The sequence below is a fragment of the Streptomyces sp. NBC_01275 genome (assembly GCF_026340655.1).
Taxonomy (GTDB): domain Bacteria; phylum Actinomycetota; class Actinomycetes; order Streptomycetales; family Streptomycetaceae; genus Streptomyces.
The window spans coordinates 3,047,974-3,067,096 of the sequence record NZ_JAPEOZ010000001.1 but is presented as its reverse complement, the minus strand read 5'-3'; the positions used below and the strand labels follow the sequence as shown (position 1 = coordinate 3,067,096).

Genomic DNA, 19,123 nt, shown 5'->3' with positions numbered 1-19,123 from the left:
GGTGCTCGTTCAGTATCGACTGTGGGGCGACAGTGTCCGGTGAGGCAACCTATTGTCTATGCGTGTTGACAATAGGTGATGCTCGCAGCAAGATCTGTAACCTCAGTCGTAGTAAGCGCGTGCTCGACATGCGGGGCCGTCACCCCTCACCGCCTCCCAGGGTGCAAGAACGCAACAAGCACCTTGATGGGTCTCAATGTGTGCCGCTAGCTCGACTGTGTCGGGATCTAAGTAAGCGGCTCGTTATGGGGGGGCGGAACGCTGCAGCGCGGGGAGGGTACGAGTGGGGATCGAGCTGGACCGAGTGCTGGCCCGACTGGGAGAGTCGGGCGGCGCGGAGAACGTCCTCCTGGATGACGAGGCGGCGCTCGGTGCGTTGGGGGCTCTGGCGATCGTCGACCCGAAGCGGGTCGGGTGTGACGTGGAGTGTGTGAGCGGTGCCGCCGCAAGCTGATCTATGCGAGTAGTCGGACGCGGGCCTCGATGGGGTCCGCGTCCATGCGCTTGACCTGCAAAAACTTCTCGAAAATTGTGGACCCCTCTCCTGAATGCATATAGAATAGAACCAGAAGGAGGGGGAGGAGAAGCCCCCATTGACCTCTTGGAGCCTGAAATGCCGCACAAGTATGCCGCCCTGAAGATGCGCCAGATCCACCGCAACCCGAACCAGCCCCGCAAGGCCTTCGACGGGAACGCACTGAAGGAGCTGGCCGAGTCGATCAAGGAGCACGGCCTCCTTCAGCCGATCGTCGTCCGGAAGGTGGAGGACGGCTACGAGCTCGTCGCCGGCGAGCGCCGCTTCCGGGCCAACGAACTTGCGGACAACATCACCATCGAGGCGAAGATCCTGCTGCCCGAGGGCGAGTGCGAGATCAGCGACATGGACTCCTTCAAGAAGGCGATGGCCGAGAACCTGAACCGCGAGGACATGCTCCCGCTGGAGGAGGCGCGCGGCTTCAAGAAGGTCTTAGACGAGGAAGGGGGTGCCACGCCCGCGAGCGTCGCCAAGGCGTTCTCCAAGTCGGTCCAGTTCGTCAACCAGCGCCTGGCCCTGCTCGCCCTGCGCCCCGAGATCCAGGCGGCCGTCGACCTCGGGCACATCGGCACCCAGGCCGCGGTCCAGATCGCCGCACTCTCGCAGGGCAACCAGAAGGCGGTCTTCCAGGACTGGAAGAAGGGCGACAAGAACGACAACCAGCTCGTCCACATCGCCTACGCCATGCGCAAGCAGGAGAAGGCGGCCACGCAGGACTCCATGGTCGACGTCGACGAGATGACCCCCGAGGAGAAGGCCGAGCGGAGCCGCGCGCAGGCCAAGACCAAGAGCGACCTCGACGCGATCGAGGGGATGTGGGCGTTGCTGGACAGCATCGGCAAGGCGGACCCCATGGAGCTGGCCCGCACCCTGGCGGGGGAGGTCGGCAAGCGGCTTGAGCAGATGGACCGGGTCGCGGACGTCGTGCAGAAGGCCCGGTTCCAGCTCCGCCAGGCGAAGGCGCACGCCGACGCCAGCGAGATCATGGTCAACCCTGCCGCCGCAGCGCCCGACCTGGTGGCTGAGGCCGACGCCGTACTCGCCCAGCTGGACCCGGCTGCGGGCGACGCCGAGCCGGAGACGCAGGCCGAGCCCGCCCCCGACGCCGACGCCGAGGCCGACGCGGAGGCCGACGTGGAGATCGAAGCCACCCCCGCCGCCGATGCGGAGCCCGAGAGCCCGGCAGGGCCGGGAGGGGACGACACCGAGGCCGAGGCGGCGGCCGAGCCGGTCGCCGTCGCAGCCTGACCTGTCCACCTCGGGGCGGCCCCCAGCGGGCCGCCCCCCTTTCTCTATGGAGCCCAACAGCGATGAACGACATCCGGACCATGCGCAACATCAACCACAATCTGTTCGACGTGCCAGCCTCGGCCAACGCCCTTGAGGAGTACGACTCCGACGTAGCCGAACTTGTCCGCGAGGCTGCGACGCACCTGTTCAAGGCGCGCCGTGACAACGACGGGACGGCCCGGAACGAGGCGTACAACCTCACCCTGCTTGCAGCCTCCGGCCTCATGAGCGGCGCCGGTAGTTCGGTGTACGTGCGCACCCACCTCATGGTCACGGCCCGACTGGTCGAGCTCGAAGCGGCTCTGCTCGCCGCCGAGGCCAAGACCGCCAGCGAGTGAGGAAGCAACCGTGAAGATAGATCCCGACGTTCTCAAGGTCATCCGCTCCGCCACGGTCGACGGCCTGGCGCTCCGTCTCAAGGGCCAGCTCGACCGCAAACTGTACGAGCGGGTCAACCTGGCCCTTCACGCGGTCGGCGGCACCTGGAACCGCTACGAGCGCGCCCACATGTTTCCCTTCGCCGCTGCCGACGCCATCGCGGGACTGCTCGCCACCGGGGAGGTGATCACCGACGTCGACCGCGGGTACTTCCCCACACCGAAGCCCCTAGTCGAACAGCTCCTGGACCTGGCGGAACTCGAAGCCGGTTGTGAGGTGTTGGAGCCGTCGGCCGGACGCGGCGCCATCGCTGAGGCCGCAGCTGCCCGCGGTGCCGTTGTCGACTGCGTCGAACTCGACACCGCTCGCGCCGAGCACATCCGCGCCGGCGGTTACGCCCGCGAGGTCACGGCCGCCGACTTCTTCAACGTGAAGGTGCAGCGCCGCTATCAGCGGGTCATCATGAACCCGCCGTTCGCTGACCGGCAGGACATCCGGCACGTCCAGCGGGCGTTGCGCTTCGTTCAGCCGGGCGGCCTGGTCGTGGCGGTCATGTACGGGAGCCTCCCCTACCGGACTGACCGCAAGGCAAAGGACTTCCGGGCACGGGTTCGGGAGGCGCGAGGAACCATCACAGAGCTGCCCGACGATGCCTTCCCTGCGGTCGGAGTGAGCACGGTGGTTGCCGTCATCCCGGTCCGCGAGCCCGCGCCGCCTCCTCGCTTCAACCCTCAGGCACCCAAGCCCGAGGACTGCACGGCAAGGCCCGCAGCGGCCCGGCAGGGTCTGTTCTTCACGGACGCGCCGACGGTCCACGGCATGGCGGCCCTCGACGGGTCGAGGACGGGGCTGCGCCATGGCTAGAGATAGATCCCAACACTGATAAGTGATACGGTCTATCTCGTTGGTGGGGGCGGCCTCAGCCGAGGAACCGGCTTACCAACGTGCCGTGGCATGCGGCATTCCCCTTCGGTGCCTGGCGGGTGGCCAATCCCCCGCGCCCTACCCGCCAGGCACCGGCCCCGCACCTGAGCGGAGCCGCCGGAGCGCCGCCAAGATCCACGATCACGACCGGACCCGTCCCCGCCTCACGCCGGGGGCGGGTCCCCGTGCACTCAGGAGCGCCATGAACACAGAGAACTTCGCCGGGGACCCCGCGGATCGCGAGCTGTACGAACGTCTCCTCGTCGAGCGGGACGGGACGCCGATCAAGGCCCTCGCTGAACGTGACCCAGGCCTGGAAGTTCGAGGAGGCCCGGATCCAGATGCGGCCCGGCACCTCGCGGACCTCGACGCAGCCGCAACTTCCCGACAACGAAAGCGACATAGAGCATGACCACCGAGCAGACACCGCCCGCAGAGCCGGAGCGCCGGACGCCTCCCGTACCAGGGGCGGTGTGGTGCCGATCGTGTGATTCCTGGTGCCTGCCGTCCGGCATCTGCCGCTGCAACAACCGGTGATGCGCACCCTCCTTCGCCTCACCGCCGACGCGATGGCCGTCCTGCTCATGGCGGCCATCGCTGTTGTCGCCTGGTTCGTTGTGCAGCTCGGTGGTGGCGGGGTCCTTCTCGCCAGCCTCTTGGCCTTCCCCGGCTGCGGGCTGGCGGCCGCCGTCATCCACCATGTTCAGCGATGGGCGCACGGCCGGCGACTGACGCACCAGCTGAACCCCCGCTCCGGCGACCGTCATGGCCCGGCGTGATCGTCTAATCTGAACTAGCTGTAGGGCGCGGGGAACGGCCTACACAAGGGACGCCCAGTGACCCCGACGCCCGCCAACATCCCCGAACTGCTCCTGCCGCTCGCCGTCCCCACCGGGGACCTCACGCCGTACTACCGGAACCCCCGCAACGGCGACCTCCCCTCGATCGCCGAATCGCTGACCGTCAACGGCCAGTACCGCGCGATCGTCGTCAACAAGGGCTCGCTCACCGGCCGGCACAACGAGATCCTGGCGGGCAATCACACATACGAGGCCGCCCAACAGCTCGGCTGGGAGCAGATCGCCGTCACCTGGGTCGACGTCGACGACGACGCTGCGGCCCGCATCGTCATCGTCGACAACCGGACCAACGACCTCGCCGGATACGACAGCGCGCTCTTGGCCGAGATCCTCTCCGAGATCCCGGACCTGGCCGGTACCGGCTACGACCGCGAGAGCGTCGACCGGCTCCTCGACGACACGTCCCTTCCCGAGACGTTGGAACTCACCTCCGACGGCGCGGGCACCGGTGCCGCAGCCACCGTCGACTACCTCCAGTGGGGTTACCTCCAGTGGGAGTCCAAGCGGGTCCGGATCACCTCCGAAGAGGTCGAAGCCCTCAACGCCATCTACACGAAGTTCGTGGACGACACCAACAGCGACCTCGGCTTCGGCTGGCACGTCTTGCAGCAGTCCCACGAGGAGGGCGAGGCGGCATGAGCAGTGCCCCCACCACGACGTTCTACGAGGCGTACCCGCTCGACCGGCTTCGCCCCGCCGACTACAACCCGCGCCGCCTCAGCGAGGAGGCGTTCGTCAGGCTTCAGGCGTCACTGCGCCGCCACGGCGTCGTGAAGCCCGTCATCCTCAACGCCGACGGCACGCTGGTCGCAGGCCACCAGAGAACCAAGGGCCTCCAGGCCATCGGCCTGACGCACACCCCTGCGGTCATGCTCGGCACGAAGGTCCGGTTGCAGGACGAGATCCAGTTCAACCTGCTGCACAACCGGGTCGAGACCGAGGCCAGCATCGTCTACGCCGAGCCCGGCGTCATCGGTGCCTGGTCGTGGATTCCATGGCAGTCCATCCGGGTCGCGGAACGGAAGAACCTCTCCTTCGTCAACGCCATCGGGCACATGACCGCCGGCCACGGCCCCTGGGGGAGCGTCGTCATCGACGACCAGGGTCGCATCGTCCTCAACGCCGAGTACGCCGTCGTCGCCTCCATCAACCGCTTCGACCTCCTCGCCTGGACCGTCACGTCCGCCGACGCCGCCCAGCTCCACGCCGACCTCACCGGCGAGTACGGCGTCTACGACTGGACGGCCATCGAGAGCAAGGCCCCGGTGTGGAACCAGCACATCGTGCAGCCCAAGAGGCTCCGCAAGTTCTCCTCCAAGGCCAAGGCCGGAAAACTCGCCTACGGCTCCGAGACCTGGGACCAGTTGGTCACGCCCTGGCTCAAGCCCACTCACCGCGTCGTGGACTTCGGTGCCGGGTACGGCGACTACGCCAAGCACCTGCGCGCCAAGGGCTTCAACATCCACGACTACGAGCCCTACCGCTGCCGAGACGGTTCGTACGCCGTCGACATCCGCGCCGTCGTCGGCATGATCCGCGACATCGACAAGGACATCCAGACCAACGGCCTCTACGACGTGGTGGTCCTCGACTCCGTCATCAACGCCACCACCACCCTCGACTACCAGCACTGGGTGATGACCACCGTCAACGCCCTCTGCTCGGCGGACGGAGTCGTGTGCCTCGGCACCCGCAACCTCGCCCGCGAACTCCGGGACGAGCAGGCCAAGCGGGTCACCTCCCAGACTGCCACCACGAAGATGAGCTTCCTCGACGAGGACAATGTCGAGATGAACTTCGTCAAGGGGAAATGGCAGAAGCTCCGCTTCCATACGCCCGAGACCCTGGAGCCGCTGCTCCGCCGCTACTTCGAGGACGTGAAGGTCACCGACCTCAGCGGCTCCAACATCAAGGCCACCTGCCGCCGCCCCATCGCGCTCCCCAAGGAGGAATACGAGAGGGCATTCGAGGGGGAATTCAACATGCCTTACCCGAATGGCTTCCGGCATGACAGGCATCTGGAATTGGTGGGAAATTTGATAAAATTGGTAGTAGAGAGAAATAGATCTCTTGCCAATTGAAACGGGTGAATGGGGAACGGATGTCGCAGCGAATACAGGTCCAAATTGAATCACGAACTCGATACCACATCATGTGGCTGGCAGGCGTGCGGCATGTAGCCCTCGACCAGCACTGCTTGCGCAGCTTCGGCCAGCCCGACCGCCCCCGGCTGGACACCAGCCGCCAGCACCAGGCGATCGAACTCCCCGAGCACAACCCGCCCCTGGCTTGGTACCTGTGCGCGCTGCCCAACCCGTGGAAGTGGAGCGAAAATGCGCACCTTGCTTTCGAGGGCGCACCCGGAGAGCAGTGGGACGGGCCCGCTCTGGTACCAGGCCTGTATGTGCATCTGGACAACGCTCGCCCCATCACCGGATGGGGCGAGCACAACATTCCCCTGAACGAGCCGCGCCGGAACTCGGTCCGTTTCCGGACCTGCCGTAATTACCAATTCGCCTGGTGGTTGCGAACCCAGCATGATGCGCCGGACGCGCCGCCGGAGTATGTGCCTCCCAAGAGGCCAGGGGAAGGTGAGCAGATGTCTCTGATGTGACTGCGTGAGGTGTCATCGACTCGTGACTCCTCACGCAGAACGCTAGGCAGATGTGCCAGTCTCGTCCGAGTCGCCTCGGTCATGGAATGCCCTCTTCGCTCGATGCCATGACGCGAAGATCTCGGGCAGTTGATCGAGGAGGCCCTTGGTGACGAAGAGAGCGATCGTCAGGACCCCCGCGGCTCCAAGAAGCCACAGGATGGCGGAGTCCACCGGTTCAAATCCCTTTCCCTGTCGGGTGGTCGAACCGAGGTGGCCGGGGGCAGACCTCAGCTCGACCACCACGCCAATGCGTGTGGTCGGCTGAGGTCCTGCCGACGCTCAGAACTCAGATGATGCGGTGCTAGCGCAACCCGAGACGGGCAATTCCCTTTCGGTCCAGCACAACCAATGGGGTATCTGGGACGTCGGTGCCAGATACCCCAAAGCATGCGACAGATCTGTACAAATTCGGCTGGCAGTTTGCAGACTGCACCGAACCCAGGCCTGTTGGCGGCATTGTAGCCAACTTCAGCTTCGCCAGGTCAAGTTGCACAGGACGTCTCGGCTCTCCTGGGCCCCCGGCACCTGCGCCGTAGGTGCGATCATGGGGATGGGCGCGGGGGCGCACCCGAGCTGTGAAGGACCCCCGCCGTGGGACGCCCCGACAAAGCCGCGCGTGCGGCCATCGCGCGCCGCCGCTCGGACGCCATCGATCTACGCCTCGCCGGCGTGGACTGGCTGACGATCGCCCGCAAGCTCGCTGCCGACCCGACCGTCAACTCCGACGGGATCGCCTACCCGCAGGGCTACGGAGTCGAGCGGTACCGCAAGAACCAGGACCCGCCCACCAACGAGGCCCTGATCCATGCCGCTTGCCGGGACGTCCGCACCGCACTCGCCGACCGCCGCGCCGAACTCAACGATGACGTAGACGAGTTGCGCGCACTGGAAGCCGACCGCCTCGACCGGCTGTTCTTCGTCGCCTACAAGAAGGCCGTCCGCGACCAGGACCTCGCCGCCATCGACCGCACCCTGCGGATCATGGAGCGCCGTGCCCGGCTGCTCGGCCTCGACATGCCCGTCCGAGCGGAACTGTCCGGCCCGGACGGCGGACCGGTCCCGGTCGAGAACGTGACCGTCGACGAACTCAACGCTCTGATCGCACTCACCGATCCGGACGGCGAATGACGCCGCGTGACCACGAGAGAGTCATCGCCCACTACAAGACCCTTCCGCAGGCGCAGCGCCGCACCATCGCACGGGCCGCATCTCCCACGCTGCGCGCGGAGCTGGCCCGCGTCGAACGCCAACTCGCCATGGACCGCTCGCCAGGTGCGCTCGCCGCAGTCCTCACCGGTGGACGCGAGATGCAGGCGCCGCACCTGGATCTCATCGACCAGGCATTCATCGACATGGCCGCCGGCCGATGCGACCGCGTCATGCTGACCATGCCCCCGCGGCACGGCAAGAGCCGACGGGCCTCCCGCTGGGCACCCCTTTGGTACCTGCGGCGCAACCCCGGCCACCGGATGATGATCGCTAGCTACTCCGCCGACCTGGCCGACGACCACGGCCGGTGGATCAGGGACGCCATCAACACCTGGGGCGACGACCTCGGCATCCAGCTCAAGCCAGGAAGCCAGGCTGCCAACCGATTCGACATCGTCGGCGGCGAAGGTGGCCTCCTCGCGGCCGGCATCGGCGGCGGCCTCACCGGACGCGGCGCACACATCGCCATCGTCGACGACCCGGTCAAGGATATGGCTGACGCCGACAGCCCCACCATGCGCAAGCGCGCCTGGGACTGGTGGACTTCGGTACTGCAGACCCGACTCGAACCCGTCGGCGCAATCTGCCTCATCCAGACCCGGTGGCACGAAGACGACCTCGCCGGACGCATCCTCGCCACCGAGCGCGACGCCTGGCGGGTCATCGACCTGCCCGCCATCGCCGACAGCCCCGACGACCCCCTTGGCCGCACACGTGGTCAGGCGCTATGGCCCGAACGCTTCGACGTCACCCACCACGCCAAGACCCGCAAGCGAGTCGGCGAACGCGTCTGGGCAGCCCTCTACTTGCAGAAACCCCGGCCACCGGAGGGAGGCGTGTGGAAACGCGAGTGGATCGAGACTGCCCGTATCAACGCTGTCCAGTTCTCCGGCCTCGACATGGCGCGCATCGTCGTCGCCGTCGACCCCGCCGGCGGAGAGTCCACCGTTGGCGACGAAACGGGTGTCATCGGCGTCGGCCGCGACTTCGACCGGCAGCTGTACCTCCTGGCCGACCGATCCGGCTCCATGGGCGCCAACGACTGGGGCCTGGCCGCATGTCGTCTCGCCCTCGAACTCAAGGCCGACGCGATCGTGGTCGAGAAGAACTACGGCGGCGACATGGCACGGCAGATCGTCACCCAGGCGTGGGAGCAGCTGCGCCGTGACGGTGTCACCAAGGGCCTGCTGATGCCGATGATCCTGGAAGTCACCGCCAAGGTCGGCAAACGTCTGCGCGCAGCTCCCGTGGCCCAGCTCTACGAACAGCAACTCGTGCACCACGTCGGCGAATACCCCGAACTGGAAGGTCAGATGGCCACCTGGGTCGAGGGAATGGACAGCCCGGACCGTATGGACGCCGCCGTGCACGGACTGACCGAGCTGGCCGACCCCGACCAGCTCGACACCCTGCCCACCGACACCGATGACGATCGCTTCGACGGCCGCCGCTGAACTGCCGCCAGCGTCGCCTGAAAACGGCCCCATGAGGAAACGGCCCAGTATGGACGATCAACTGACGCGATCTGATGGAGCGCCGTTCCTCTGTTGGGAGGACCGCACGGGCCGCAGCGCAAGCGTTCCGATCACAGTGAGCGACGGGTGCTTACCGGGAAAGATTCACTGGACATGTCTCTTGGGACGGATTACCCCACGCCAACAGCAGAAGCTAGACCCTTCCCCCACCCACCGAGCGGACCAGGCAAACTATCAGGAAACCAAAACGACCCCAGCACCAATGCGACTTCTAATGCTGCAAAAGTAGCGCAACTCTTGAATTCGAAATCGCTATCGGGTTCAACTATTTCCATGAGGAACACTAATGCCGTAACCGCGAGACCCCATAGCGCCAAACCGAAGAGGGTTATAATTACGGAAAAAGGTATCGCCTTCCATAGGGTCGCGTCGGAAGCATAGGCGGCTCGGACTGACGTGACAGTGATCATCAAAATGCAGGTTTTGATCACGAAAAGCACGCCTGCAGAGCCAACCGTAAACCTCTTTTTGAAGAGCGGCGTGGTGATAGACGCTCGCGGCACGGGATGCTGCACATTTTGAGCAGCTACTAGCTTTTCCTGCCGTTCCGGCATGCTCCGGGTACTTTGCCAGCCAGCGTTAGGCGGTTGGACGGGGACTGCCTGCATGGGATGCGGCGGCGGGTTCTCTGGAGGGCGCTGCACCCGCAGTCCCTGAATCTGTCGAGGGTCGGCCGGGCGGCCATGCGGAGGCTCTGCAGGGCGTTGAATTCCGTCCAACCGCCCCACGAGCGCGGCCGCAGTAGGCCGCTCGGTGGGAGATTTGGACATCAGCTCGTGCAGCAGAGGGGCGAGCTTTCCAGCGTGTGAAGGCGGTTCGAGAGGCTTGTTGAGGATGGCATGGCAAAGGGCCATCAAGCTGGACCCGTCGAAGGGGGCGTGGCCTTCGACGGCGGTGTACAGCGTGGCACCGAGGGACCACAGATCGCCCGAGGGCGCGGCGTCGGCCCCCTCAAGTTGTTCGGGTGGCATGTACTGGGGTGTGCCGATGATTGCCCCAGTTGCGGTGAGACGGGTCCCGGCGGAACCGTCCAGCACGCGTGCGATTCCGAAGTCGGTGATGACCGTACGGCTTCCGACGATCAGCACATTGTCCGGCTTCAGGTCGCGGTGCACGACTCCGGACGTATGGGCATGCGCGAGAGCGTCTGCCATTGTCGTCGCCAAGGCCGCGACTTGCGGCCACGGCAGGCGGCCACTTCTGGCAATCAGGCCAGCGAGAGATTCACCCGCGACGAGTTCCATGACGATCCAGGGTTCCTCGCCATCCCTCACCACGTCGTGAACGGTGATGATGCCGGGGTGGTTGAGCTGGGCAGCTACCTGGGCTTCTCGCAGCGTTCGTTGCAGCAGTACCTCGCGCTCCGCAGCGAGAAGGCCCTCGGGTAAGAGGACTTCCTTGACCGCGACGTTCCGATTCAGCGTTTCGTCGTGGCTTCGCCAGACGCGGCCCATGCCGCCTTGGCCGATGGTCTCGTCCAACCGGTACCGGCCACCTATCAGGCGCCCCCGTGCCCCTACCATGGCGGCGAGTGTAGGCCACGCCTACGAGATCCGTACCAGAACTGGCGATAATTGGGTCTTCGGGTCAAATGCAGAGGGCGTCTCGCTGCGTGACTCTGGAGATGTCCCCACACCCTCAGTTTGAGAAAAGAGGCGATCTCGGAAGGGGTGCCGTGTGAGCGACGCTTCTCGTCGCCGCACCCGACACCGTAACCTGATCTTGCGGCGCGGGGCCGACTGCCTGGAGGGGCACTGTGGGCCTGCGCGAGCTGATCACCGACGTCTGGAGCTGGCTGGACTACAAGCCAGCCATGGCCGACCCACGCCGCCCAGGCCTTAACACCTGGGCGGAACTGACCCGATCCTGGGTGCCCGACGAGGACCTGCGACGCCTGGCCGCCTACCGGCTGCTGGCCGCGTACGACTCCAACCAGGCCGGCCAGGTCGCCGCCGTGACGGGCGATGACGAGGCGGGCATCGAACGGAGGGAGCTCGGCGACGCCTCCAAGTTGGTCGACACCGCGCTCGGCTACCTCCTCGGCTCCCAGCAGGTCATCACCGTGGCGGGCGCGGAGCACACCGACGACGAGGCGACCGCCGAGGCAGCCGCGGCGCTGGCCGTACAGGTCAAGCTGAGGGCGTGGGCGGAGAAGGAAATGCTGCCGTTGCGCCTTCAACAGGCCGAGAGAACCGCGATCCTGCTGGGCGACGCCGTCTACACCCTGGCCTGGGACCCGGGGAAAGGCCGGGTCCTGTTGCGCGCTTGGGACCCGGGCCTGTACTTCCCGGAGTGGCCGGAGGACGGCGAGCAGGACGGTGCTGAGTTCCCACTGCGCGTTCACCTGGCGTGGGAACTGCCCGAGGACAAACGGCGCGGGCTGAAGGCGAGGCTTCGGCGGGTCACCTACGAACTCGGAGCGATCGGACCGGCCAGTCGGCGCGGCGCAGCGAAGGACGGTAGCCCGGCACGCGAGCACCTGTACACCGACAGTGGCGACCCGGTCCTGGTCACGGGCGACGCGCGCAACGCCGACACAGGACTCATCACCCGCGCCTACCCCTGGGCACCCACCCGGTCCTCCCCGTGGACGTGCTACCTGACCGACGCGGAATGGGACCTGGACGACCTTAAGCACGCCGACCTGCTGTACGACCTGCCGATGCACAAGGGCCGGTACCGGGTCCGCTCGGATGGCGAAGTCCTCGACAGACTCGACCTGATGACGGACTTCATACCCGTCATCCACATCACGAACAGCATCCCCGCCAGCGGAGAGCACTGGGGGAAGCCCACCGTGGCCACCGTCCTCCAGGCCCTCGACGAACTGTCCGCCACGGACACCGACAGCTCTGGCGCTTCGGCTACCACCGGCTCGCCGATCATCGGTTTGGCCGGGGCCCGACTGCCCATTGACCGCGCCACTGGCCAGCCGCTCCCGATCAAGGTGCGGGCGGGGACGGTGTGGCAGCTCAACGACAACGGGCGCATGGACGTGCTCGACACCTCGGCCCAACTCGCCGAACTGCGCGCCCGCGTCGACCACATCCTCGACCGCATCGCCGCGAACAGCCGCCTCACCGCCGCCGGCCTCGGCACCCTCGACCCGACCGCTCTACCGTCCGGCTACGCGCTACAGCTCGCACTCGGCCCGCTCGACTCGCTTGTCGCCGCCATGCGCCTGGCCCGCGACCACAAGTACGTCGTCCTTCTGCGGATGGTGCAGCGCCTCCACCAAGCTGGACAGGCCGAAGGCTGGCCCGCGGGGGAGTCGTTGCCCGCACGGCTGATGTGGGGACCGCACACTCCGACTGACCGGGCAGCCGTCCTGGACGAGGTCGTGAAGGGGGTAGGAGCTGGGGTGCTGTCCGTGGAGACAGGTGTGCGGATGCTCCAAGATGTTGGATATCCGATTGAGGATGCCCATCAGGAGATTGAACGGATTCAGGCCAGAGCCTTCGACGCGGCATCAAGGCTTGCTGACGCCACAGGAGACAATGCGGCCGTCCGGGCCTACCTCGGCCTGCCTCCTGCCAGCCCAGAGATCCCGAACGTCCAGCTCGGCGGGAGTGACGCTCAAGCGGCGGTGTGGCAGGAGGAGTAGGTGCCAGGCCGTAAAGGAGGGACGGGCTAAGACGGCTGGCGATCATCGGTCTCGCCGTCTCGGGCGGTGTTTCGCAGAGAGTCCCGAGCCTCACGCCAGGCCGAAAAAAGTTCGGGGAGTTGGCGGAGGAGGGCGGCGATGAGAGTGATCAAGAGGCCCAAGAAGCCGAAGACGGCCAGGGCGCCACTGATGGCGACGTGTTCCATGGCGATGAGCATGGGTCTGGCCTCTGACCAGGGCAAACGCCGAATTTGGGCGCGGGTATTCTGTTTTTGGGCAGGCCGAAGTTATGGGTTTTGCAGCTCCTCGGCGGCCCTCTCATAACTCGGCGGGGCCGTGAGCTGCGTGGATCAAATTCTTCGGCAGCCACGCGAGTATTTAAGCAATTCAATTTAGGCAATATCGGCGGTCGGTGAAGTTGATTGCCAAGTTGACTTGAACCGAGCGGTCGTGGCTGGAAATGTGCTCTTGATGTTGAGCTGGAGGAGCCTGGGAGCACCCTGCGCTGTGACTACACTGATCACTGGCGCGGGGGCGCTGGAGAGCTGTGGATGGTTCACGCATGACGCACCCCTCACTACCCAACCCGCTCGAACCGGTCGGGCACCGCCGTGACGGGCGGCCGATCTACCCGATCCTCGGGGCCTCGCCCGACGACGACTCCAGCAAGCCCGGCGACGAGGGCGACGCCCCGACCAGCAGCGTCACGCAGGAGGACCTGTCGCGGCTGCTGGCCCGCGAGAAGACTCAGGGCGGCCGGGCGGCCGTGAAGAAGCTGCTCGGCGACCTCGGCTTCGACAACTCTGACGCGCTGGCCGAGTTCATCACCACGAAGCGCGACGCCGACCAGGCCGCGCTGACCGAGGTCGAACGCCGTGAGCAGGCTGCCGAGGAGAAGCTGAGGTCAGCCGAAGCACGCGAGGCGCAGGCCCTGGCCAGGGAGCGTGCCGCCATTCGGCGTGCCGCCCTCGGAGGACTAGGCGCGACCGGTGACGACCTTGATGACGCGGTGCTTCTGATCGACCGTGCCCTTCACGACCAGCCCGACGCCGACGAGCAGGCTGTCATCGCTGCCGCTGAGCAGCTGAAGGAACGGCGGCCCGAGTTGTTCGGCCAGGCCCGGGAGACCGTGCCGCCCGCTCCGGGCGGATCTCCCGCCGGCGGCCCGCCGAAGCGCGGAGGCATTCCACCCAGGCCGGGAGCAGCGGGTCTCGAAAGGGCTCGGCGACGAGGGCTCATCAGCGACTGACCACGTCAACGAGACATGGTTCTGGGACCACGCCCCGCAAAACCGTGGACGCTCTTCCGGAAGTCGGTCGGGCTTGATCAGGGACCACGCCCTGGCGCGGCTCGACCGTCGTCGTCTCGTGGACACCGCCCCGCGCCGACCTGCGCCGGGTGCGGGAGAAATCTGATCCGCACCCACGAGGGAGACATCGTGAGCGACTACCAGGTCCTCACCACCACCACGACGGTCACCGACGACCGGACATGGCTGGCTTCGCTGGATGGCGTCCATGAAGCCCAGACAATCCCCATCGATACCAGCAAGCTCACATCGGGCACCCACTACACGGCGGGCACGCTCAACCAGCCCCGCAACATCATCAAGTCGGGGCTTCCGCTCGGCAAGATCACTGCGTCGGGCCTGTACGCCCCCTACAACTCCTCAGCGAGCGATGGCACCCAGATCCTCGCTGGGTTCCTCGTCGCCGAAACCGCCTTCACCCCCGGCTCGCCGAGGACCGCGGGTGCCCTGCTGTGGCGCGGCGAGGTGTACGCGTCGAAGCTGCCCGTCGCCTTCACGGCCCCGGCCGCCGCGAACACGACGGCGTTCATCCACTACCGGTAAGGAGGCAGACCCCATGGCACTTGAGAAGCTTCTCGAGGCGATCGTCCCAGAGGACATCCAGGCCTTCGTCCGAGCGATCACCACGCCGGAGGACTACCTCCTCACCCGCGAGGTATTCGCCGAACGGAACATCGACAACGTCAAGTTCCGTACGAAGAGCAGCAAGCGGCGCGTCAACGCGGCACGGTTCCGCGCGTGGGAAGCCGCGCCGACGCTCGCGAAGCGGCGGGCCGAGCAGGTCATCAGCGAAGGCATGCTGCCCTGGGTTGGCCAGGAGCTGCCGTTCTCCGAGCTCCAGGTCATCCTGTCAGCCGTCGATCGTGGCCAGGACACCAGTGAGTTCCTCGACCTGCTGTACGACGACCTCGAACAACACGTGGAGGCCACGAAGGCAGCCATGGAGATCGCCGCCGGCCAGATGCTGTCCACCGGTGTGGTGTCGTTGCCCGGTGTGGCCCTGGACGTGGACTGGCGGGTGCCGGCTGCCAACCGGCCGACGGTGGCGGTGCCGTGGTCCCAATCGGATGCGGCCACCCCGGTCACGGACGAGCTGGCGTGGATCCAGTACCTGAAGAGCATCGGCGCCCCGCGTCCGGAGCGGGTCATCAGCTCGGAGAAGGCGCTGTCCCTGCTCGGGTCCACGGCGGAGTACCGGGCTGCGTTCCACAACTCGCCGTCCACGGACCAGATCCCGACCGGGATGCTCGCTCCGGAGGAGGTCAATCGCGTCCGTGCCAAGTACAACCTGCCGCCCGTCACCGCCTACGACGTGCAGGTGTACGACAGCAGCGACAACCTGGTACGCACGACCCCGGAGTCGCTGTGGGCGATGATCCCGCCGCGCCGCGAACAGTGGGGCGAGACCCAGTACGGTCTGACCGCCGAGGCGATCGAGCTGCGTGGCAAGGGAGTCATCACCGCTGAGGAGGCCCCCGGCATCGTGATCACAACCCACGTGCAGACGCGCACCCCAGTCCAACTGTCCACGATCTCCGCCGCCGCTGCGATGCCCGTGCTGTACGTGCCGGACATCCACATCGCCGCGACGGTCTTCTAAAGGGAGCTGGCCATGGCGAAGTTGGCGCGCACGGTATTCGTACGAGACCCCGAGCAGGGCCCGATCCGACTGGAAGCGGGGGAGGAGGTTCCCGAGCGGCTCGCCCTGCTCATCCCGAACCCGGCCGCGTGGGCGGGGGAGGCTCCCTCTGCGGAGGAGGACACCCCGAACCCGATCGGCGCGGACGGCGAGGCGGGAGAGATACCAACCATGGCGGATCGTGCCTCGGAGCCGGAGCCGGAGCCGGAGCCGGAGCCGGAGCCGGAGCCGGAGCCGGAGCCGGAGCCGGAGCCGGAGCCGGAGCCGGCCAAGACCCCGAGACGACGCGCCGCGAAGACGGCTGTCGCAGGTGCGTAGGTAACGGCCCATCACCAGTGAGGCTCGTCACCACCACGGTGTCGGGCCTCACCTCGTACAACAGGAGCATCTTGTGGACGTCGCTGTACGCGCCTGGCTGCTGGCTCAGCTCGGCCCCACCACTGACACCTCCGACTTGGACGCACGCTACGTGCGGCTGACCTCCGCTCGCGCTGTCGCGAACGAGGTCTTGGCCGAGCGGCGCGCGAAGCTGCTCGCCGACCCCCTCCGCATGACCGTGGACGGCGTGGTCACCATCGACCAGAGCAACAACCTCGCAGGACTCGAACGTCAGATCACCGCGCTCGTGGACCTGGTCGCGCCGGACGAACTGGCCAATAGCGAGGAAAGCACTGATGTCGTGACCGTGCCGCTGCTGCGCGCTCGCCGGGGCCGGTAGAGCAGCGTGCCGTACGAGTGGTCACCGTTGGTGCCCGGAGATCCGGACGAGATCGCGCGCCGCGTCGCGGCCGTACTCGAGGAAGCCTGGCAGCGACTCGCCGCCAAACAGCGCGCCGTCCTCACCCAGTTCGCCGACAACCCAAGGACGCCCCATACCGTGGCGACGTTGGAAGAGTTCAAGCAAGCGATCCGCGCCTTCCGCCAACGCGTAGACCAAGAGGCACGACAGTTCGTCCAACGGCAGCTACCTCACCTGTACGCCGCCGGCGCTCAAGCCGCCGCTGAGGCCCTCGACGTGACCTTCACCTGGACCACCCTCCACCGCGATGCCCTACAGTCGCTCGCGGCCGACTCGTACGCCGACTTCCTGCGCCGTTCCCAGGAAGCCGAGCGAATGGCCAACCAGTTCTATCGGGCGGCGCGAGAGGCGGCCCGCCGAGAGATCCCGCTGCTCGCGGCGGGCAACATGACGGCGAAGCAGGCTGGGAAGAATGTGGCGGTCAGACTCGCCGCCGAGCACAAGCTGACCCACGTCGTCTACCGCAACGGTGCTCGCGTCCCGGTCCGTGCGTGGGCCGAGGCCGCCACCCTCGCCAAGTCGGCCGTCGCCTTCAACGCCGGCACCCTTAACCGGACCCGCCAGGCGGGCGTCACGATGGTCGAGGTCTTCGATGGCCTCGACTGCGGCTGGACCACCCATCAGGACAGCGACAAGGCCAACCGCACAGTGCGGACCGTCGAGGATGCCGCGCAGTGGCCGATCTCCCATCCTCGCTGTCGGCGCGGTTTCGGGCCGCGCCCGGATCTGTTGGAAGCGGCCTGAGCCGGCAGGTTGGCGCGGCGGCGTTCGGCGGCCTGTGTGTACGAACGCCGCCGCCGTGCCAGGAGTGACCCGTCAGCGCAGGGGGTCCCGCATCATCGTGGCGAAGACCGGCGAGTCGTCGAAGGGCTGTTGCCGACCGATCTGCTTGTATCCCCAGGACTCATAGACGGCCTTGAGGCGTCCGTCGGACAGAGCAGGGTTGACCAACAGAGTGACGCGTCGCTCCTGGCGCTGCGACAGCAGTTCCTCGTGAAGAGCGTGCGCGGTGCCTTTGCCGTGAGCGCCCCTCCACGGTTGGCGCACGAGGATCTCGTTCAGGGCCAGGGTCTTCCTGCCGTCCTCCGCGATGTACTCGTCGGCGAGAGGCTCCTGCTCTGCGGACCACCATCCGGTGTTCTCGCCCAGCGGCACAGCGAAGACGTACCCGACCGGTTCCTCGTCGTGGTACCCAATCACGGCCTCCCAGCCCGTACGGGACGAGTACGCGGTCAGCCGTTCGTCGAATCGATCGCGTTGGTAGAAGGGTCGGTCCATCAGGCCGAACTCTCCGCGCACTTCCACGTGAACGTCGAGGATGAGCTGCCGTACTACATCCACGTTGCTGGTTCTGCGATAGGTGATCGTGTCGTTCATGCGGCTGCCCTCCGGTGCTCAAGTCACTCGGTGGTCTCGGAATGGCGTGGCGCTATGACCACTTGGCCCCACCTGGCCGAGCGGCAGCACGGCGTCCTAGAGCGTGTCTCTTTGACGGGTTGATCAGTTGATCGGATATGTCTGTCCGGTTAGTGATCACCGATGCGATGTGGGACCGGATCGAGCCGCCGATGCCGGCCGATCCGGTCCGTGGACGACGATGGGCCAACCACCGCCGGACCCTGGAAGCTATCGCGTGGAAGTACCGCACCTGCTCACCCTGGCGCGATCTGCCAGAAGAGCTGGGACCCTTTCAGACCGCGCACAAGCGCCTGATCAGGTGGGCCGTGGACGGCACATGGGAACGGGTCCTCGCGGCGGTACTTGCAGTGGCGGATGCCGATGACGACGTGGGCTGGACGGTCTCGGTGGACTCCACCGTCTGCCGGGCTCACCAGCATTCGGCCGGAGCCAGGAAAAGGGGGTGCCCGGCCGGTCCGAACCTGAGGACCACGCGCTCGGACGCTCCCGCGGCGGCTTGAGCGCGAAGGTCCACTTGGCCAGCGACAGCCGGGCGCGGCCTCTGTCTATCCACGTCACTGCAGGCCAGGCCGGTGATGCGCCGGCCTTCGAGGCGGTCATGGCCGGAATCCGGGTCCCGCGAAGAGGACTCGGTAGGCCAAGAACCCGCCCTGCGCTCGTGCTTGCGGATCGCGCCTACTCTTCCCGCGCGATCCGTGGACACCTCCGTCGGCGTGGCATCCGTGGGGTCATCCCACAGCCCGCTGATCAGATCGGTCACCGTTTTCGGCGAGGCCGTGCCGGAGGCCGCCCGCCCGGCTTCGACGCCGAGACATACAAGGAGCGCAACACCGTCGAGCGGTGCATCGCCCGACTCAAGCAGTGGCGCGGCCTCGCAATGCGGACGGATAAGCTCGCCATCGCCTACCAGGCCGCACTCCACCTTGCTGCCATCCTCATCTGGACCCGGCGCTGAGCAAGGCGTTC

Annotated in this window: 20 protein-coding genes; 18 read left to right on the top strand and 2 right to left on the bottom strand. The window is 66.7% G+C overall.

What is annotated here, in order from left to right:
• Nucleotides 1–283 precede the first annotated feature (283 nt).
• The 10 genes from OG562_RS13415 (at nucleotide 284) to OG562_RS13370 (ending at nucleotide 9,306) form a co-directional block, all read left to right on the top strand.
• A complete protein-coding gene (locus OG562_RS13415; RefSeq protein WP_266397005.1) occupies nucleotides 284–454 on the top strand; it encodes a hypothetical protein in 171 nt (56 codons plus the stop codon).
• Between the two features lie 159 nt (nucleotides 455–613).
• Nucleotides 614–1,783 (top strand): ParB/RepB/Spo0J family partition protein, encoded by a 1,170-nt coding sequence (locus OG562_RS13410; RefSeq protein WP_266397003.1) that lies wholly within the window; start codon nucleotides 614–616, stop codon nucleotides 1,781–1,783.
• 62 nt (nucleotides 1,784–1,845) lie between these two features.
• Entirely contained in the window at nucleotides 1,846–2,163 is a 318-nt protein-coding gene (locus OG562_RS13405) for a hypothetical protein (RefSeq protein WP_266397001.1), read from the top strand.
• Between the two features lie 10 nt (nucleotides 2,164–2,173).
• Nucleotides 2,174–3,067: a methyltransferase gene (locus OG562_RS13400; RefSeq protein ID WP_266396999.1), complete on the top strand. Its 894-nt coding sequence runs from the start codon at nucleotides 2,174–2,176 to the stop codon at nucleotides 3,065–3,067.
• Nucleotides 3,068–3,663: 596 nt separating this feature from the next.
• Entirely contained in the window at nucleotides 3,664–3,906 is a 243-nt protein-coding gene (locus OG562_RS13395) for a hypothetical protein (RefSeq protein ID WP_266396997.1), read from the top strand.
• Nucleotides 3,907–3,963: 57 nt separating this feature from the next.
• Nucleotides 3,964–4,626 (top strand): ParB/RepB/Spo0J family partition protein, encoded by a 663-nt coding sequence (locus tag OG562_RS13390; protein WP_266396995.1) that lies wholly within the window; start codon nucleotides 3,964–3,966, stop codon nucleotides 4,624–4,626.
• Nucleotides 4,623–6,068 carry a ParB N-terminal domain-containing protein gene (locus OG562_RS13385; RefSeq protein ID WP_266396993.1) on the top strand — a complete coding sequence of 482 codons (1,446 nt, stop codon included), beginning with the start codon at nucleotides 4,623–4,625 and terminating at the stop codon, nucleotides 6,066–6,068. Before OG562_RS13390 ends, OG562_RS13385 begins: the two co-directional genes overlap by 4 nt.
• Nucleotides 6,069–6,088: 20 nt before the next feature.
• Entirely contained in the window at nucleotides 6,089–6,601 is a 513-nt protein-coding gene (locus tag OG562_RS13380; protein WP_266396991.1) for a hypothetical protein, read from the top strand.
• A 633-nt stretch (nucleotides 6,602–7,234) separates the two neighbouring features.
• Nucleotides 7,235–7,771, top strand: a complete 537-nt coding sequence (locus OG562_RS13375; protein ID WP_266396989.1) for a hypothetical protein — start codon at nucleotides 7,235–7,237, stop codon at nucleotides 7,769–7,771.
• A gap of 128 nt (nucleotides 7,772–7,899) precedes the next feature.
• On the top strand, nucleotides 7,900–9,306 hold the full coding sequence (locus tag OG562_RS13370) for a terminase family protein (RefSeq protein WP_266396988.1): 1,407 nt from the start codon (nucleotides 7,900–7,902) through the stop codon (nucleotides 9,304–9,306).
• Nucleotides 9,307–9,497: 191 nt separating this feature from the next.
• Here OG562_RS13370 and OG562_RS13365 read toward each other — a convergent pair whose 3' ends face one another.
• A complete protein-coding gene (locus tag OG562_RS13365) occupies nucleotides 9,498–10,868 on the bottom strand; it encodes a serine/threonine-protein kinase (protein WP_266396987.1) in 1,371 nt (456 codons plus the stop codon).
• A 275-nt stretch (nucleotides 10,869–11,143) separates the two neighbouring features.
• Between OG562_RS13365 and OG562_RS13360 the strand changes: the two genes are divergently transcribed.
• The 7 genes from OG562_RS13360 (at nucleotide 11,144) to OG562_RS13330 (ending at nucleotide 17,482) form a co-directional block, all read left to right on the top strand.
• Complete coding sequence (locus OG562_RS13360; protein ID WP_266396986.1) at nucleotides 11,144–12,991, top strand: hypothetical protein; 1,848 nt, start codon at nucleotides 11,144–11,146, stop codon at nucleotides 12,989–12,991.
• 562 nt (nucleotides 12,992–13,553) lie between these two features.
• On the top strand, nucleotides 13,554–14,240 hold the full coding sequence (locus tag OG562_RS13355; protein WP_266396985.1) for a hypothetical protein: 687 nt from the start codon (nucleotides 13,554–13,556) through the stop codon (nucleotides 14,238–14,240).
• Nucleotides 14,241–14,429: 189 nt separating this feature from the next.
• Entirely contained in the window at nucleotides 14,430–14,843 is a 414-nt protein-coding gene (locus tag OG562_RS13350) for a head decoration protein (protein WP_266396984.1), read from the top strand.
• Between the two features lie 13 nt (nucleotides 14,844–14,856).
• Nucleotides 14,857–15,900 carry a major capsid protein gene (locus OG562_RS13345; protein ID WP_266396982.1) on the top strand — a complete coding sequence of 348 codons (1,044 nt, stop codon included), beginning with the start codon at nucleotides 14,857–14,859 and terminating at the stop codon, nucleotides 15,898–15,900.
• A gap of 12 nt (nucleotides 15,901–15,912) precedes the next feature.
• Complete coding sequence (locus OG562_RS13340) at nucleotides 15,913–16,257, top strand: hypothetical protein (protein WP_266396981.1); 345 nt, start codon at nucleotides 15,913–15,915, stop codon at nucleotides 16,255–16,257.
• Nucleotides 16,258–16,330: 73 nt separating this feature from the next.
• Nucleotides 16,331–16,657 carry a hypothetical protein gene (locus OG562_RS13335; protein ID WP_266396979.1) on the top strand — a complete coding sequence of 109 codons (327 nt, stop codon included), beginning with the start codon at nucleotides 16,331–16,333 and terminating at the stop codon, nucleotides 16,655–16,657.
• Nucleotides 16,658–16,663: 6 nt separating this feature from the next.
• Nucleotides 16,664–17,482, top strand: a complete 819-nt coding sequence (locus tag OG562_RS13330) for a hypothetical protein (protein ID WP_266396977.1) — start codon at nucleotides 16,664–16,666, stop codon at nucleotides 17,480–17,482.
• Between the two features lie 72 nt (nucleotides 17,483–17,554).
• Here the strand turns inward: OG562_RS13330 and OG562_RS13325 are convergent, their stop codons facing one another.
• Entirely contained in the window at nucleotides 17,555–18,115 is a 561-nt protein-coding gene (locus OG562_RS13325) for an N-acetyltransferase (protein WP_266396974.1), read from the bottom strand.
• A 137-nt stretch (nucleotides 18,116–18,252) separates the two neighbouring features.
• Here OG562_RS13325 and OG562_RS13320 point away from each other — a divergent pair.
• Nucleotides 18,253–19,112 (top strand): IS5 family transposase gene (locus OG562_RS13320; protein WP_266396972.1). Its coding sequence is split into 2 segments (ribosomal slippage): nucleotides 18,253–18,604 and nucleotides 18,604–19,112, totalling 861 coding nucleotides; the frame shifts between segments, so codons are not numbered across the junction.
• The last annotated feature ends 11 nt before the right edge of the window (nucleotides 19,113–19,123 follow it).